Source organism: Micromonospora sp. NPDC050784 (assembly GCF_044456765.1).
Lineage (GTDB): Bacteria > Actinomycetota > Actinomycetes > Mycobacteriales > Micromonosporaceae > Micromonospora > Micromonospora foliorum.
In genome coordinates this window covers 1-15,408 of sequence record NZ_JBITGG010000017.1, presented here as the reverse complement: position 1 = coordinate 15,408, position 15,408 = coordinate 1, and the positions used below count along the sequence as shown (strand labels likewise).

At 71.3% G+C, this 15,408-nt stretch carries 14 protein-coding genes; 9 read left to right on the top strand and 5 right to left on the bottom strand.

The window, feature by feature from the left end; genetic code table 11:
- Positions 1–57: 57 nt before the first annotated feature.
- The 5 genes from ACIBD9_RS22435 (at position 58) to ACIBD9_RS22415 (ending at position 7,124) form a co-directional block, all read left to right on the top strand.
- On the top strand, positions 58–903 hold the full coding sequence (locus ACIBD9_RS22435; protein WP_396720441.1) for an SAM-dependent methyltransferase: 846 nt from the start codon (positions 58–60) through the stop codon (positions 901–903).
- A 160-nt stretch (positions 904–1,063) separates the two neighbouring features.
- Complete coding sequence (locus tag ACIBD9_RS22430) at positions 1,064–1,687, top strand: hypothetical protein (RefSeq protein ID WP_396720439.1); 624 nt, start codon at positions 1,064–1,066, stop codon at positions 1,685–1,687.
- A gap of 344 nt (positions 1,688–2,031) precedes the next feature.
- Positions 2,032–2,880 carry a hypothetical protein gene (locus ACIBD9_RS22425; protein ID WP_396720438.1) on the top strand — a complete coding sequence of 283 codons (849 nt, stop codon included), beginning with the start codon at positions 2,032–2,034 and terminating at the stop codon, positions 2,878–2,880.
- 163 nt (positions 2,881–3,043) lie between these two features.
- Complete coding sequence (locus ACIBD9_RS22420) at positions 3,044–3,355, top strand: CU044_2847 family protein (protein WP_396720436.1); 312 nt, start codon at positions 3,044–3,046, stop codon at positions 3,353–3,355.
- A 1-nt stretch (position 3,356) separates the two neighbouring features.
- Entirely contained in the window at positions 3,357–7,124 is a 3,768-nt protein-coding gene (locus ACIBD9_RS22415; protein WP_396720435.1) for a trypsin-like peptidase domain-containing protein, read from the top strand.
- Here ACIBD9_RS22415 and ACIBD9_RS22410 read toward each other — a convergent pair.
- The gene (locus ACIBD9_RS22410) at positions 7,063–8,616 is read right to left on the bottom strand and encodes an NAD(P)/FAD-dependent oxidoreductase (RefSeq protein WP_396720433.1); all 1,554 of its coding nucleotides are present in this window, start codon (positions 8,614–8,616) and stop codon (positions 7,063–7,065) included. The genes ACIBD9_RS22415 and ACIBD9_RS22410 overlap by 62 nt on opposite strands.
- Before the next feature lie 175 nt (positions 8,617–8,791).
- On the opposite strand from ACIBD9_RS22410, the gene ACIBD9_RS22405 reads away from it, so the two are divergent.
- The 4 genes from ACIBD9_RS22405 (at position 8,792) to ACIBD9_RS22390 (ending at position 11,590) form a co-directional block, all read left to right on the top strand.
- Complete coding sequence (locus tag ACIBD9_RS22405; RefSeq protein ID WP_396720431.1) at positions 8,792–10,018, top strand: hypothetical protein; 1,227 nt, start codon at positions 8,792–8,794, stop codon at positions 10,016–10,018.
- Between the two features lie 34 nt (positions 10,019–10,052).
- On the top strand, positions 10,053–10,493 hold the full coding sequence (locus tag ACIBD9_RS22400; protein ID WP_396720429.1) for a hypothetical protein: 441 nt from the start codon (positions 10,053–10,055) through the stop codon (positions 10,491–10,493).
- Positions 10,494–10,573: 80 nt separating this feature from the next.
- Positions 10,574–11,134 carry a GNAT family N-acetyltransferase gene (locus tag ACIBD9_RS22395; protein ID WP_387166212.1) on the top strand — a complete coding sequence of 187 codons (561 nt, stop codon included), beginning with the start codon at positions 10,574–10,576 and terminating at the stop codon, positions 11,132–11,134.
- 42 nt (positions 11,135–11,176) lie between these two features.
- A complete protein-coding gene (locus tag ACIBD9_RS22390) occupies positions 11,177–11,590 on the top strand; it encodes a type II toxin-antitoxin system Phd/YefM family antitoxin (RefSeq protein WP_396720426.1) in 414 nt (137 codons plus the stop codon).
- Positions 11,591–11,665: 75 nt separating this feature from the next.
- Here ACIBD9_RS22390 and ACIBD9_RS22385 read toward each other — a convergent pair whose 3' ends face one another.
- From ACIBD9_RS22385 to ACIBD9_RS22370, 4 genes are read right to left on the bottom strand one after another with little or no spacing between them, the layout of a single operon-like run.
- A complete protein-coding gene (locus tag ACIBD9_RS22385) occupies positions 11,666–12,733 on the bottom strand; it encodes an ABC transporter ATP-binding protein (RefSeq protein WP_396720425.1) in 1,068 nt (355 codons plus the stop codon).
- Positions 12,730–13,545, bottom strand: coding sequence for an ABC transporter permease (locus ACIBD9_RS22380; protein ID WP_396720763.1), 816 nt, complete (start codon positions 13,543–13,545; stop codon positions 12,730–12,732). The genes ACIBD9_RS22385 and ACIBD9_RS22380 overlap by 4 nt, the downstream gene beginning before the upstream one ends.
- A 17-nt stretch (positions 13,546–13,562) precedes the next feature.
- Positions 13,563–14,474 (bottom strand): molybdate ABC transporter substrate-binding protein, encoded by a 912-nt coding sequence (modA, locus tag ACIBD9_RS22375; protein WP_396720423.1) that lies wholly within the window; start codon positions 14,472–14,474, stop codon positions 13,563–13,565.
- Positions 14,471–14,893 (bottom strand): molybdopterin-binding protein, encoded by a 423-nt coding sequence (locus ACIBD9_RS22370; RefSeq protein ID WP_396720421.1) that lies wholly within the window; start codon positions 14,891–14,893, stop codon positions 14,471–14,473. The genes modA and ACIBD9_RS22370 overlap by 4 nt, the downstream gene beginning before the upstream one ends.
- Between the last annotated feature and the right edge of the window lie 515 nt (positions 14,894–15,408).

Here is a 15,408-nt window from a genome sequence, read left to right as displayed (position 1 = left end):
TGGATACGCGCCGTGACTTTGCGGATGCGACGTGTTCCATCGACCGGGGGAGGTCTCGTGACGGTGCCGTCCACGTCGAAATTGCCCGAGGGCCGGGGTGCCGACCGGATCGACACCACAACGGTGCATCCGGCTCGCCGCTACAACTACTGGCTCGGCGGCAAGGACAACTTCGCCGTCGACCGGGAGTCCGGCGACCAGATCGCGGCCGTCTACCCAGGGGTGCGCACGCTCGCCCGGGAAAACCGGGCCTTCCTCGGCCGGGCGGTCCGGTTCCTCGCCGAGGAGGTCGGCGTCCGACAGTTCCTCGACATCGGCACCGGCATCCCGAGCGCCGACAACACCCACGAGGTGGCCCAGTCCGTCGCCCCCGACTCCCGGGTGGTCTACGTCGACAACGACCCGATGGTGCTGGTCCACGCCCGAGCGCTGCTGACCAGCCACCCGGCCGGTGCCACCGCCTACCTGGACGCCGACCTACGCGACCCGGAGAAGATCCTCGCCGACCCGCAGCTGCACGCCACCCTGGACCTGTCCCAACCGGTGGCTCTGGTGCTGATCGCCGTGACGCACTTCCTCACCGACGACGACCGCCCCCATGAGCAGGTCGCACGCCTGCTCGACGCGTTGCCGTCGGGCAGTTGGCTGGCGCTGACCCACTTCACCACCGACCACATCCCCGCCGAGATCGTCAGGCGGATGGAGGCCGAGTTCGCCGCCGGCCGGATGAAGCAGGATGCCGTACCCCGCGACCACGCCGAATTCGCCCGCTTCTTCACCGGTCTGGAGCTGGCCGAACCGGGCATCGCCCCGGTCGCCGAGTGGCGGCCGCAGGCGCCGCCGGAGCAGCGTCCGCCCCTGGCCGACGCCTCCATCTACGGCGCGGTGGCCCGCAAGCCCTGACCGGTCGTCCGGGCCGGGGCGAGCCTGCGTCTCATGCCGCTCAGAGGACGCCGAGGGATGGAAGGTTGCGTTCCGAACGGGGCCGGTGACCGTCCGTTTGGCAACTGTGTGGGACCGTTCTGACGATCGATTCCTCGGATGCGCCGCGCGTACGGTCTCCGTGTTCAGTGAGCAGCTTTGTGGAGGATCGTTGGCGGACGGAGATGAGCGCAGTTGGGTGGCCCCGGCCACGATCGTCGGTGTCCTCGCCCTCATCGTCGCGCTGTTGGCCTTTGGACGGGACGTCCTGGACATCACAGCACCCTTGGATGCGGGTGGCCGATCCGCTCCGCCGACCACCGCGACAAGCAGTGACTTCCCGGCCCAACTGCCTACCCCTGTTGCCACCACCAAGGCTCAGGAAACGACGCCCGCTCCTGACCCGCCGGTGCCAACCACTGAACGGTCGACGAAGAAGGTGACGGTCGCTCCAGCCGTACCGAGGCCCGCTTATCTCGCCGACCAGCCGAGACTGGACCCGGACACCGCGACCGTTCAGGAGGGCAAGGCAACCATTCGCGGGGCTGAATATTTTAACTCGGTGTACATGTGCTCTGAGTTGTCAAATATTCCTAATATCTACTGCAACAGCGACGAATCCGATCCCTGGTATGCGGAGTACACGATGCCGCCCCGCTACAAACGATTCCTGACGCTTGTCGGACTTTCCGACAAGTCACCGAGCGACTGCGTGTCGGAGCGCAATACCCCATCGATGCCGGCATGCCGCCTGGTTCACGAGTGACCCTGTGGGTTCGTCCTGTCGCCAGCCACGGACGCTGCATAACAGCCTTCGCCGACGCGCGGTTCAGTGCTTGATCGGCTGGGTGTGCGGCGAATTCGGCCCTCCCCACCGGGTCCCGCAGCCACGCTGCGGAGGGAGCATGTGTGGCGTCGAGCGGTATACCTCTGAGTCATAAATATTCCTCTGAGGTATACCGCTCTCCACCACACCTCGCCGCTGGACCCACGAGCGGTCAGCACAAACCTCCGTCGCGGTCGCCGGGCTGGCCGCAGCGCCGGGCGCCAAGCGCCAGGCGATGCTGGCCGTACCGACACCCGCGGCGCGAGTCCGGACAGGAGCCACGAGTGCACGTCAGCCTGGCGACGAGCGCCGGCAGGGCCGGCCGGCCGAACGAGGACTTCGTGGGCGCGGTTCCCGGCGCTGTCGTGCTGCTCGACGGTGCCGGTATTCCGGGAGCCGAGTCGCTCTGCTTCCACGGCGTCGCCTGGTACACGCACCGCCTCGGGGGCGCGCTGCTCGGCCTCCTGTCGCGTGGCGACGGGCTGGAGCTCGCCGCGATCCTCGCCGCAGCCATCGGTGAGATTGCCGCCGAGCACGGCGGCACCTGCGACATCGCGGACCCCAGCAGCCCGCAGGCCACCGTCGCGATGGTCCGCGTCCACCAGGGCCGCCTGGACTGGCTCCTGCTCGCGGACTCCTTCCTCGTCCTCGACCAAGCCGACGCCGGCCCGCTGGTGGTCACCGATGAGCGCGAGACGACGGCCCGACGCGACTGCGCGGCGCCGCTGGCCGGCATCGCCCAGGGAACACCCGAGTACGACCGGGTGCGGGCCTCCTGCGTCACCGCTCTGCGCGCCCGCCGCAACCAGCCGGGCGGCTACTGGATCGCCAAGGATGACCCGCGCGCGGCGCGAGAAGCGGTGACCGGCAGCCGGTCCCTCGCCGGCCTGAACGGTGTCGCGCTGCTCAGCAACGGCGCCAGCCGCATCGTCAGCCCGTACGGCCGGACCGACTGGTCGGGCGTGCTGGACGTGCTTCGCGCCCGTGGGCCGGCCAGCCTCATCGACCGCGTCCGTCAGGCCGAGGAGCAGGCCGATGCGCGGACCGCCGATGCGCAGACCCCGGACGACGCCACAGTGGCTCACTGCACGCACCTGCGAACGCCGGCCCACAGAGTGTCGATTATCCGATAGACGCCTCGATCGACGGGCATTTCCCTGGCAGGAGAGCACTAGGGTTCGGAACGCCCAGGAGGGCGAGGCCGAAGGGGCTGTCCGGCCCACGGTGTCCACACTGTACCAATGCAACAATCGCTCCAAATGAACTGATCAGCGTCTCACCGAGGAGAGCGGGCCAATGCAGGGCGACCTGATATCGCTTGAGTTGAAGGACGAGACGACGTTTGCCGCGCTGGCGATCGAAATCGATTCGGAGGAGGAGGTCTCCTTTCAATCGCTCAAGATCAAGCTCAGCGACGTGGCGCAACAGGTGGCGAAGGTGGCCGAGGAGCTGGTGGAGCACGCCCGCAAGGCCGCCCCGACGGACATCGAGGTCACCATGCGCGTCGGCTTCTCGATCACCAACGGTAAGGCGGTGGCGCTCCTCGTCGACGGGAAGGCCGAGGGAGCGGTGGAGTTGAAGTTGGCCTGGAAGGACCTCGCCGGCTGAGATGAGTGACGTCGAGGCCGGCCGGCATCTGTGGGCGGGGCTTGTCGGCGTTCACCAGGGGTCCGTGAAGCAGACCGGCTTCATGATCGGACCGCGGGCGATCGCCACGGCCACGCACGGGCTGGACCGGACCGCGCCGGTGAAGATCCGTCGCATCGGCCGGTCTGCCGACGCGGTCGACGAGCCGGCGACCGTCCTCGTCTGGGACAAGCGACGCGACCTCTGCCTCCTGACCGTCGCGGACCCGGACGAGTTCTGGTTCATCCCGGACGCCCGTCCCCCCGCTCTCGCTGCCGAGTACGTGGTCGTCAGCTGCGTCGACCGGCGCGCCGAGACGACGTTGGTCGTCAACGAAGGGCTCGTCGAGGACGACGGGATCGCCTGGCTCAAGCTCCGGTCGGGGCAGATCCAGCGGGGATACAGCGGCGCACCGGTGCTCGACCGCGAGGACGGCCGTCTCGTCGGCATGGTCCGCGTCACGCGGGGGCGGCAGACGGACCTGGGCGGACACGCCCTGCTGGGTACGGAGATCGTTCAGGTCCGCACCTCACTGGGCCTGGACACCGACGACCGCCGGATGCAGATCAGGCACGCCGCCAGCGGGCTCACCTGGCCTCCGCGCAGTCTGATCCGCGGCGACGCACCCTCGGAACTGGTGGAACTCATCGGCCGGGAGGAGGAGATCGCCGCGCTGGATTCGCGCGACGGTCCCCGCCACCGGCTCGTCGTCGGTGACGCGCTCGCCGGTAAGTCCGCGCTGGCCGGCGTCTGGGTGCGACTCGCGCACATCCCCGCCGGCGACACGGCGTACGTCGACGCGGCGTTGGCCCCGCCGGTCCCCGCGCAGCATCCCGTGGTGGGGATTGTCCTCCCGGTGCTCGGTGTGAACATCCCGCAGGACCCGTTCGGGAGCCGCTCCGACGAGGAGACGCTGGCGCTGGCCTGCTGGACGATCATGCGCGACCTGCGCGGAGGCCGACTCGTCATCGACCTTCAGCACCAGGTCGTCGACGCCGCAGCCGACGCGGACCTCGCGGCGCTGATGAAGGCCGCCGAACGGATGAACGCTGCGGTCGTCCTCGTCGGACGAGACCTTGGCGACGAGTTGTCCTGCGTCGGACTCTCCACAGCGGTCGAGGTGGGGCCGGTCGGTCGTCGGGACGCGGCCACGCTGATCACACGCGCCACCCTCGGTCGAGTGTCGCGGGAAGAGGCGGAGAACGCGCTGGAACTCGTCGACCCGCGCTGCCTTCTTCCCGGTGAGATCCTGGCGGCCTGCGGACGGGACGAGAACGACGACGCGATCGACCTCGCCATCGCCCTGTCCGAACGATTCGATCTGCCCATCTTCGACCCCAGCACAGCGCTCCTGAACGACCCGGTCGCGGCCCTCGGCGACCCCGGGCTGACGGTCGCCGGTGTCGGAGCCGGCCCAGACGGAGAGGGCTCCCACGACGTGCCGCCGCTCACCGGGGAGGACCTCGAACAGCTGGTACTGACCTCCGCCCACGACCCACTCGGCATCCGCGCGCCCGCGGCGACCCGCCGGGAACTGGCACCTGGCGCGTTCAGCGCCGACGCCATCGGGCTCGACGAATGGCCGGGCACCGCCCCGTTCGTCTTCGAGGTGAACGCGTTGACCTCCGAACAGGGGTTCGCGATGCAGGACATCGCGCATCGGGTGTCCAGTCGATCGATGAGACCCGAGTGGGTGGAGTCGCTCTACCAGCAGATCGTCGAGCTGGAAGGCCGGGGAAACGAGCGCGGCCCGTCGATGCGGGTCCGCCTGCGGCTCTGGCGCAGCCAGATCCACGCGGGCGACGTGGCCGCCGCCAGCCGCACGTTCACCGAGATCGGCGGGGAGCGCACGGTCAACCGCATCCTCGAGACGGGGAGCCACTTCGAGCAGGTGCAGGACGCCCAGGTGCTCGTGCTGGCGTGGTGGCTGGGGGTCGGCACGGACGGCACCGTCGGCGCCGCGCTCGGAGCATGGATGCGCGCCGTCGTCGACGACGAGCACCTGTCCGGCCGTGCCGACGTGCGGATCGTGCTGCACGACGTGCTGCGCGCGGTCACCGTCCGGCCGCTGCCCACCCCGGACGGCCTCCGCGCCGTCGGTGAGTGGTGCCTGTCCCAGTTGGAGGACGACCGCTCCTTCCTGGCCGACCCGGGCACCTGGACGATGTACGTCTCGCTGATCGGTCGCGCCGGCGACTTCAGCGGCGACCAGTCGCTCACGGAGGTCTTCCTCACCCGGGCGTTGCGGGCGCTCACGCTGCACGTGGAGCTGCTCAAGTCGCTCGCTCTGGCCGGGGACAGTCGGCCCCTTCTGACCATCGCGCGGCAGCAGAGGCGGCTGCATCGACTGGAGCGGAGCCGGCGCACCGGCGAACCCGGGCGACTACAGCTCGCGCGGGAGTTGCTGACGTGGACCGTGGAGAACGCTCCGACCGCCGACGCGTTCCTCAGTCTGCTCGTCGCCGACTCCACGCTGAAGGTGACCCGGGAGGGTGACAACGCGGTCGACTCCGACCTGCCCGCGCACCGCTCCGCGGAGAGTCAACTCGCACCGATCAAGCGGGCCTACCGTCGCTGGCGGAGGAGCAACACGCAGGTCACTCCGCTCATCGTGGAGATCGAGTACCAGTTGGTACGCACCGAGTGGGCGATCGCGGGTTCCCTCCTGAGGCAGGCGCGGGTGTCCGACGAGCGCTGGCTGAACCGCCCGATCCCGCACAAGCTGGCCGTGCTCGAACAGCTCGGCGAGGTACGCCGGAGGAGACTCGCCTCGCTGGCGAAACGATGCGGCGACTCCGTCGAAGCGGTCGAGCGGGAAGCGCACAACGAGCTACAGCTCCAGACGGCGCTCGCCATCGTGGCGCACACTCCGCTCGACCTGCGCGTGGTCGACGAGATCCTGGCCCGCGGGCGGCGGGCCTTCCCGTCCAACCCTCGCATGGCACACCTGCTCGCGGCCCACCACCGGCACCGGCGGCAGTTCACCACGGCGGCGGCCGCCTACCTCGACGCCTACCGCCTGGCGCTCGGCGATCCGCTGTTGCGCCTGCGTGCCGCCGTGGGCGCGTGTGAATCGCTGTCGCAGGCCTACGCGGCGGGGGAGTGCGCCCGAGATGAGCTCGTGGCGGCGGCGGCACGAGCCGAACTCCACGAGTCCACGGACTTCTCCGCGTCGATCGTCTGCGCCCTGGCACGGCTCGAACTGCACGGCACCCTGTCGGAGGGTTACGGCAAGCTCGCCCACACCATCGCGCGGGTGGGCAGCTTCTCCCGGCTCGCCACCGACATGCACTCCATCCGGGACGAGATCGCGACCGCCGTAGGGTCGGAGACCGCGCCGTTGGTCGACAGGTTCCTGCACGACTTCACGGATGTCGGCCTGCTCGTCGCGCTCGGGGCGATGTTCGTCCGTTCCCACACGCTGTCGCCGAGTGAGGGACTTGAACGCCTCACGGCCGCGCTCGTCCTGCTGGACGGGGTGCGGATCATGGCCGGGACCGTCTGGAACGTGCCGTCGGTGAACTTCCAGCAGGGCCGAGCGCTGCTGGTGGCCTGCAAGCAGTTCCAGACGCCGAATCCGATCGGTTGGGACAAGGACCGCGAGCGATCCGACATCGACCTGGCCTACGCGAAGTTCCAGTCCGCAGTCGACCTCTCCGTCGACTCGTTCCGCGAGATCGTGCTCGGCTTCATGCGTGAGACGGGGGAGCTGCGACAGAAGCTCGGTCGTCCGACCCCTCCGGCGCGGTGATCGGGGCCGCGATGATCCGGCTGGGCACCACCGGCGCGTCCCGTCCGGTGCCCCGCCGGCTGCCACCGCCGGAGGATTCCTCGTGGTAGTCCCGCTCCACGTTGACCGACCAGACGTCGTGCGTACTCCCGGTGGCGATGTTCTCGGCGGTGAGCATCGCGGTGAGCATCGAGTGGTCCTGGTTGTTGTAGCGGTGCATGCCGTTGCGGCCCACCGGGTGCACGTTCGGCACCGCCTCGGTCAGCCAGGCCCGGATCACGTCCACGTTGTGCTGGTAGCGCTCGTCGTACACCGGGTAGGCCTTGGGCATGCGCACGACGTAGCCGGCCTCCACCACGCCGGGCCGAACCAACCCCAACCGCTCCAGCTCCGCGGTGGCGAGGGCCACGAGGTCGGCATCCGGGGTACGCCACATCTCGTCGTCCTCGAACACGAAGTACTCCAGGCCCAGGCAGGTGCGGCCATCCTTGACGAGGTACGGCGACCAGGAGCCGAAGTTCTGGATCCGACCCACCCGCACTCCCGGGTCGTGCACGTAGATCCAGTTGTCCGGGAACGAGAACTCCGCCGGCACGACCAGGGCGACCGTCAGGAAGTCGCGGTAGCGCAGGTCGGCCGCGCAAGCCAGCACCTCCGGCGGCGCCGGCGGGTTGAGTGCGGCCACCAGCTCCGAGATCGGCATGGACGAGATCACATGGTCGGCCGCTTCGGTACGCTGCCCGCCCACGCCGTTGACCGTCACGCTGGTCGCCCGCCGGCGGGCCGGGTCCCGGTGCACGGCGGTGACCCAGCTGCCGGTGGACACCTGCCCACCCCGCTCGCGGACCTGCTCGGCGCAGCGCTCCCACATCATCCCGGGCCCGTACTTCGGGTACTGGAACTCCTCGATGAGGCTGGTCACGTCGGTGCGTCGACGCCGGGGCAGCACCGCGTTGCGGATTGCCGTGGCCAGCGACAGGTTCTTGATCCGCTGCGCCGCCCAGTCGGCCTGCAAGCGGTCCGCCGGCATCCCCCAGACCTTCTCGGTGTACGTCTTGAAGAAGATCGAGTACAGCCGCCAGCCAAACCGGGCCGATACCCAGCCCTCGAAGTGTGACTGGTCCCGTGGTGGCCGCAGCCGGGCGCGCGCGTACGAGCCGAGGCATCGGGCGGCCTCCGGCAGACCCAGGTTACGCAGCGCGTTCATGGCGCTGAGCGGGTAGTTGAACAGGGCGCCCCGGTAGAAGATGCGGCTCATCCGGGGCCGGGTCAGGAAGTCCTCGTCCGGCAGGATCTCGTGCCAGAACGCCTCCACCCGGGGCACCTTTGTGAAGAACCGGTGCCCGCCGATGTCGAACCGCCACCCGTCGCGCTCGACGGTCCGGCTGATCCCGCCGACCACCTCGTCGGCCTCGAATACCTGGACCGACCGGCCGTGCCGGAGCAACTCGTACGCCGCGGTGAGCCCGGCCGGCCCCGCACCGATGATCACCGTCCCGTTCTGCTCGCTCATGCTGACGCGCTCCCTGTTCACCGCCATGGTTGAGGCGCGGCGTCTACCCGTTCTGCGCAGAATGTCACACTTAGTGGTAGATGGTCCTCGCTTCGGCGGGGCGCACCGCGGCGTACCACGAGAACAGCGAATCCCCGCGCGGCCGGCGGACCGGGGGAGCGGGGAGGCGAGACGGATGGACCGGTGGCGCAGCGGCGCGGCGGCGCTGGCCGCCCGGGCCGCTGCGGCAGGCCGCGGCGGAGCGCGCCTGGCCCGCCGGGTGCCGGCGCCCTGGCCGTACGTCATCGGCCTGTTCCTCGGCGCCAAGCTGCTGCTCACCCTGCTCGGGCTTCTGGTCCTGCACGCCTGGGACGGCGTCCCCGGGGCCCCGCCTCCGGACGAGACGTTGATGTGGGCGCAACAGCGAGACGTCTCCGGGCACCGGTGGATCTCCTTCTGGTTCGCCTGGGACTCACTGCTCTACCTGCGGCTGAGCGAGCTGCCCCTGAGCGGGCCGTGGCGGGACTTCGGCTTCCCGCTGCTGTACCCGTTCCTGGCCCGGCCCCTCGGCGCGTTGCTCGGCGGTGACAACGCCCTCGCCCTGCTCGTGATCAGCAACGTGGCGTTCCTGCTGGCGCTCTGGTACGGCTACCGGCTGGCGGAGCTGCTGCTCGGCGACGCGCACGCGGCCCGCCGGTTCACCCGGTACCTGGTGCTGCTGCCGACCGCGTTCCTGTTCCAGGCCGCGCTGACCGAGTCGCTCTTCGTCTGCCTCGCGTTGGCCGCCTTCTACTACGCCGAGCGACACCGGTGGCTGCTGGTCGGCGTGCTCGGCTACTTCCTGGCCATGAGTCGCTCCGTCGGCCTGCTCGTGGCGCTGCCGCTGGCGCTGGTGCTGCTCCGGCAGCACGACTGGCGGCTCGGGCCACGCACCCTGCTCGGCTACCTCCGGATCGGCTGGCCGTTGTTGCTGCTGCCCGCCGGGTGGTTCACCTTCATGGCGTACTGCCGGTGGCGGGGTGGGGACTGGTTCGCCTACCAGCACGCCCAGCAGACCGGCTGGGGAATCGAGGTGCAGAACCCCGTTCCGGTACTGCTGAACGGGCTGGCCGGGGAGCCGCGCGACTCCGCGCGGGTGTGGTTCGCCGTGGCCGTCCTGGCCGTGCTGGTCGCCGGGTTCCGCCGCCGGGAGCTGGCCTACATGGTGTACGGCGTCCTCATGGTGCTGGTGCCGCTGTCGATGGGCCCGCCGGTGTACAAGAGTCTGCTGCGCTATCTGCTCGCCGCGTTCCCGGTCGCGCTGGTGCTGGCCCGCTGGGCACGGCACGCCAGCGTCGACGTGTGGCTGACCGCGACGCTCGCCGTCGTGCAGGGCGCGCTGTTCGTGCTCTGGCTCAGCTACTGGACTCACATGATCATCTGATTGGGCCTGTCGTCGGCCGGGCAACAGGTACGCCATGACCGAGCCACGCGTACGCCTCGACGACCTGGGCGCCTGGCTGATCAAGGGCAACGCTGACCTGGTCGACCTCGCGGCCCGGTTCGCCCGGGAGCCACTGGTGACGAGCTGGTGCGTACGTCCCGGCTACCGGGCGCGGTTGATGTGCGCCGGGCAGCCGGCGGTCTTCTGGGCCAGCGGCAGCCGGGGCCGACTGACCTACGGGGTGTGGGGCGTCGGACGGGTCACCGGGGCGGCCGAGCCAGGCGCACCGGGGCAGCCGTGGTCGGTGCCGCTGGACCTGCCCATCCTCGCCGAACGGGACCGGGTTTCCCGGCTGCTGTTGCGCGCCGATGACCGGCTCGCCGCCCTGGAGGTGTTCCGTCAGCCGCAGGCCGCCAACCCCTCCTACCTGACCGTGGCCCAGTTCGCCGCGCTTCAGACCCACCTACCGGCGTGAGCGCGAGGGCGGCCGTGCCTCGACCGAGGCGCGTGTGCGAGCCTGCTACCGACGTTCGGAGCGCATTGAGTGGAGGCCCGGTGTTCGCCCTGCCGCTGACCGAGGAGGTCGAGCTGCGTCCGCTGGACCCGTGGCGGGCCGAGGAGTTCCTCGCCCACCTCGATCGGGCCCGCGAGCACATCCAGCCCTGGGTGTCGCCGTCCTTCGTCGCCACCGACCTGCCGTCGGCCCACGCGGTGTTGCGGCGGTACGCCGACCTCTGGGCCCGCGACAGCGGCGGCATCTGGGGGCTGTGGTGGCGGGGCACGCTTGTCGGTGGGGTCATGTTCGTGTCGTTCGACGTGGCCCGGGGCGTCTGCGAGGTCGGTTGCTGGGTGGAGCCGGCGGCCCAGGGCAAGGGCATGGTCGCCCCGGCGGTGCGCCAGATCGTCGACTGGGCGGTGCGCGAGCGTGGCATCCAGCGGGTGGAGTGGCGTACCAACGCCGACAACACCCGCAGCAAGGCCCTCGCCAGCCGGCTCGGCCTGCGCCTCGACGGCACGCTACGCCAGGTCAGCCCCGGTCCACACGGTCGGATCGACCTTGAGGTCTGGTCGGTGCTGGCCGACGAGTGGACCGCGGCGCCACGCACCGTCCACTGACGACCGCGAATAGTTGTCATACCCGCGCGGCACCATGCATCCATGGCCGTCCCCGCGCTCACCCCTCATTCCGACCCGCCGCGTTCCGTGCCGCTGCGTGAGGCGCGCACCCGGTTCAGCCAGCTCGTCGCGCTGGCCGAGCTGACCGACGCGGTCACCGTCGTCACCCGCGACGGCGATCCCCGCCCGGTCGCCGCGATCGTCCCCGCCGCAGCCGCCCGCAGCGGCGCCCAGGCCCGCGCCGACGCCGACCGGCTCGCCACGGTCACCGCCGGCTGGGCCCGCCGCCTCGAGGAGCAGCACCGACGCAGCAGCCAGCGGCACGCCGCCGAGCTGGGCGCGGTCCGTGCGGCGCTGGCCGAGGCGTGGGCCGAGCTGGATCGCCGGGTCGTCCCGGGCAGCGACCCGGCGCTGGCCCGGCTACGCGCCGCACACACCGACCTGCTCGCCGGCTGACCCTGCTCCGCACCCGCCGCGTGCGGGTCGGCGTCCGTGTGTGGCGGCGTCCGTGCGGGTCGGCGGTCGCGCGGGTCAGCCGGTGGCCGGGTACGCGTGGGTCTCGGTCGCCTTGACCGCCACCCAGACCCGTTGGCCAGGAATCAGCCGCAGCTGGGCGGCGGCGGCCGGCGTGACGTCAGCGGCCACCCCGATCGGCCCGTCCAGTTGCACTCGCACGTTGTCACCGTGGCGCTGGACACCGGCCACGGTGCCCGCCCAGGTGTTGCGCGGGCTGCCCTCCGGACGGGCCGGGTGCAGAGCCACCGCGGCCGGGCGGAACGCCACGAACGCTTCGCCGTCCAACCGGTCGGCGACCGTGAGGGTCAGCTCCGGCGAAACCCGCACCCCGTGCCCGTCGGCGCGACCCCGGTACAGGTTGAGCCCGACCAGCCGGGCGACGTAGTCGGTGCGCGGGCGGGCGGTGACGCTCGGCCCGTCGCCCTCCTGCACCACCCGGCCACCCTCGACGATGACCAGTCGGTCGGCCAACGCCAGCGCGTCCAGCGGGTCGTGGGTGACCAGCACCGTCGCGCCCGTGTGCGCGGACAGGTGCCGGTGCAGCTCCGCGCGGGTGTCCAGCCGGGTGCGGGCGTCCAGCGCGGCGAGCGGCTCGTCCAACAGCAGCAGCGACGGCGCCACGGCCAGCGCGCGGGCCAGTGCCACCCGCTGCGCCTGGCCGCCGGAGAGCTGCCGGGGCCGGCGCTGCGCCTGCGCGTCAAGCCCCACCCGACCCAGCCACTCCCGGGCCGTGGCGCGGGCGGCTCGCCGGTCGACGCCGTGCCGGCGCGGCCCGAACGCCACGTTGTCCACCGCGCTGAGGTGCGGAAAAAGCAGGTAGTCCTGGAAGACCACACCGATCGACCGGCGTTCGGTGGGCACCCAGGCCCCCGACTCCGGACGATCCAGGTCGACGCCGTCGAGGGTGACGTGCCCGTCGGTGACGGGATGCAGACCGGCCAGCGCCCGCAGTGCGGTGGTCTTGCCGGCGCCGTTCGGGCCGAGCAGCGCCACCACCTCGCCCGGCGCGACCCGCAGCGGCACGTCGAGCCGGAAGGCGCCCCGAACGACGACGAGCCGCGCGTCGAGGAGTCGGTCGCTCATGCGGTGGTCATCCAGCGGTCCCGCAAAGCGACCAGGATGCCCACCGACACCACGAGCAGCACCAGGCTGAGCACGATCGCGGACTCCACATCGGTCTCCAACGCCAGGTAGACGGCGAGCGGCATGGTCTGCGTCCGACCGGGGTAGTTGCCGGCGAAGGTGATGGTGGCACCGAACTCGCCGAGTGCCCGCGCCCAGCAGAGCACCGCCCCGGCGGCCAGACCGGGCGCCACCAGCGGCAGCGTGACGTGGGTGAAGGTGGTCCACCGGCTCGCACCCAACGTCGCTGCGGCCTCCTCGTAGCGGTGGTCGGCGGCACGTAGCGCTCCCTCCACGGCGATCACCAGGAACGGCATGGCGACGAACGACTCGGCCAGCACGACACCCATGGTGGTGAACGGCAGGGTGATGCCGAACGTGGTGTCGAGCCAGCCGCCGAGCAGGCCGCGCCGGCCGAAGACCAGCAACAGCGCCACCCCACCGACCACCGGCGGCAGCACCAGGGGCATGGTGACCAGCGCGCGTACCAGCCGACGGCCGGGAAACTCGACCCGGGCCAGCACCCAGGCGAGCGGCACCCCGAGCAGCAGGCAGAGCGCGGTGGCCAGGGTGGCGGTCTGCACCGACAGCCGCAGGGCGGTCAGCGCGCCCGGCTCGGTGAGCCGCTCCGGCAGGGTCGTCCACGGTGCCCGGATCAGCAGTCCCGCCAACGGCAGGACGAGGAACAGCAACCCCAGCCCGGCGGGGATCAGCAGCGCCGCCGGCACCCGCCCCCGCCGCCGGGGGGTGGCCGGGCGCCCGTTGGGTGCCAGGTGGTCGTGGGTCTGCGTCACGGAGCCTGGAACCCCGCCTCGGCGAGGACCGCCTGCGCCGGCGCCGAGCGGACGTACGCGACGAAGGCCCGCGCGCCGTTGGGATTCGGCGCGTCCTTCAACGCGACGACGGGGTAGTCGTTGACCGCCCGCGCCGACTCGGGAAACTCCACACCGGTCACGTCGGCGCTCGCCGCCCGCGTGTCCGTGCGGTAGACCAGTGCCGCGTCGACCTCGCCGAGCTTCACCTTGGCGAGCGCGCCCTTGACGTCCTGCTCCAGGGTGACCGGCGTCAGCGCGACGCCGGCGGCGTCCAGGGCGGTGCGGGCCGCCGCGCCGCAGGGCACCTGACTGGCGCAGAGCGCCACCTTCACACCCGGGCCGGTCAGGTCGGCCAGGCCCGCCACTGCCTTCGGGTTACCCCGGGGCACCGCGATCACCAACTGGTTGCGGGCGAAGATGCTCGGCGTGCCGTCGGCGTCGCCGGCCTCGGTGACCGTGGTCATGTTCGCCGGAGCGGCCGAGGCGAACACGTCCGCCGGCGCGCCCTGGATGATCTGGTTGGCCAGAGCGGAACTGCCAGCGACGTTGAGGGTCACGCGGCTGCCCGGGTTGGCGGCCTCGAAGTCCTTCCCGATGCGGGTGAACGACTCGGTCAGCGAGGCGGCCGCGAACACGGTCACCGTGCCGGTCACCCGGCCGTCCGCGCTGCCGCCGGTTGCCCGGTCACCCCCCGCGCCGCAGCCGGCCACGGCCAGGCCGGCCGCCACCAGCACGGCTACCGCCGTACGCCTGCTCCGCGCGTTCGTCCGCCCGACCGTCCCCGGGTTCGTCCGCCCGACCGTGTCCGCGTTCGTTCGGCCGACCGTCCCCGGGTTCGTCCGCCCGACCGTGTCCGCGTTCGTCCGCCCGACCGTGTCCGCGTTCATCCGGCCGACCGTCCCCGCGTCGGGGCGGGTGCGGCCCGCTCCACCACGACTGTGGTCGACTTGATCACCGCGACGGCCACCGACCCGACCCGCAGGTCGAGCTCGTCGACGGCCTCCCGGCTCATCAGCGACACGACCCGGAACGGGCCCGCCTGGATGTCGACCTGGGCCATCACCGTGTCCTTACGGACGTCGACGACGATGCCGCGCAACCGGTTGCGGGCCGAGGAGAATTCGGCGCCCGCATCCGGGTGGGCGGCCTGAGCGCGAGCGAACGCCGCCAGGTCGAGGCCGTCGACGACCCGGTGGCCGTGCTCATCGCGCCCGGCCGTCAGGCGCCCGGCGTCCACCCAGCGGCGAATGGTGTCGGCGCTGACGCCGAGCAGGTCGGCGGCCTCCCCGATCCGGTACGTCGTCACCCGCTCACCATAACGCCCGCATTTGCCATGGCGAAAGGCTGGCCCGGGCAGCAGTCGCCTGGGTAAATGGGCGTCAAGGCCGGCAGGTGCGTCTTCCTGCTCTGTCTCAGGACGCCCTGCGACCTCCTTGGGCGGTCCGCAAGATCGTGCTCGAACAATGAAGTAGTGGTGTCGTCGTATCGGTGAGGCCACTACATCCTGGTTCGAGCACGATCTTGGGCGTTGGGCGTTGGGCGTTGGGCGTTGGGCGTTGGGCGTGGCACCCGCACCTCGGCTGCCGGCCAACGGCATGTCCGTGCGTAAAGCCTGGAGATCTTGGACAGTTACCGTTCAGACGAAACGGAAACTGTCCAGGATCTCGCGGGGCGCGGGGCAAGCCGGGTGTGGGGTGTGCGGCGGGGGGGGGCGCGGGGGCCCCCCCCCCCCCGGGCCCCCGGTGGGGGGGTGGGGGGGCCGGTTTTGGACTTGGCCCCCGGGGGGCACCAAACCGCGGGTGCCCGCACCCACCCCCCCAG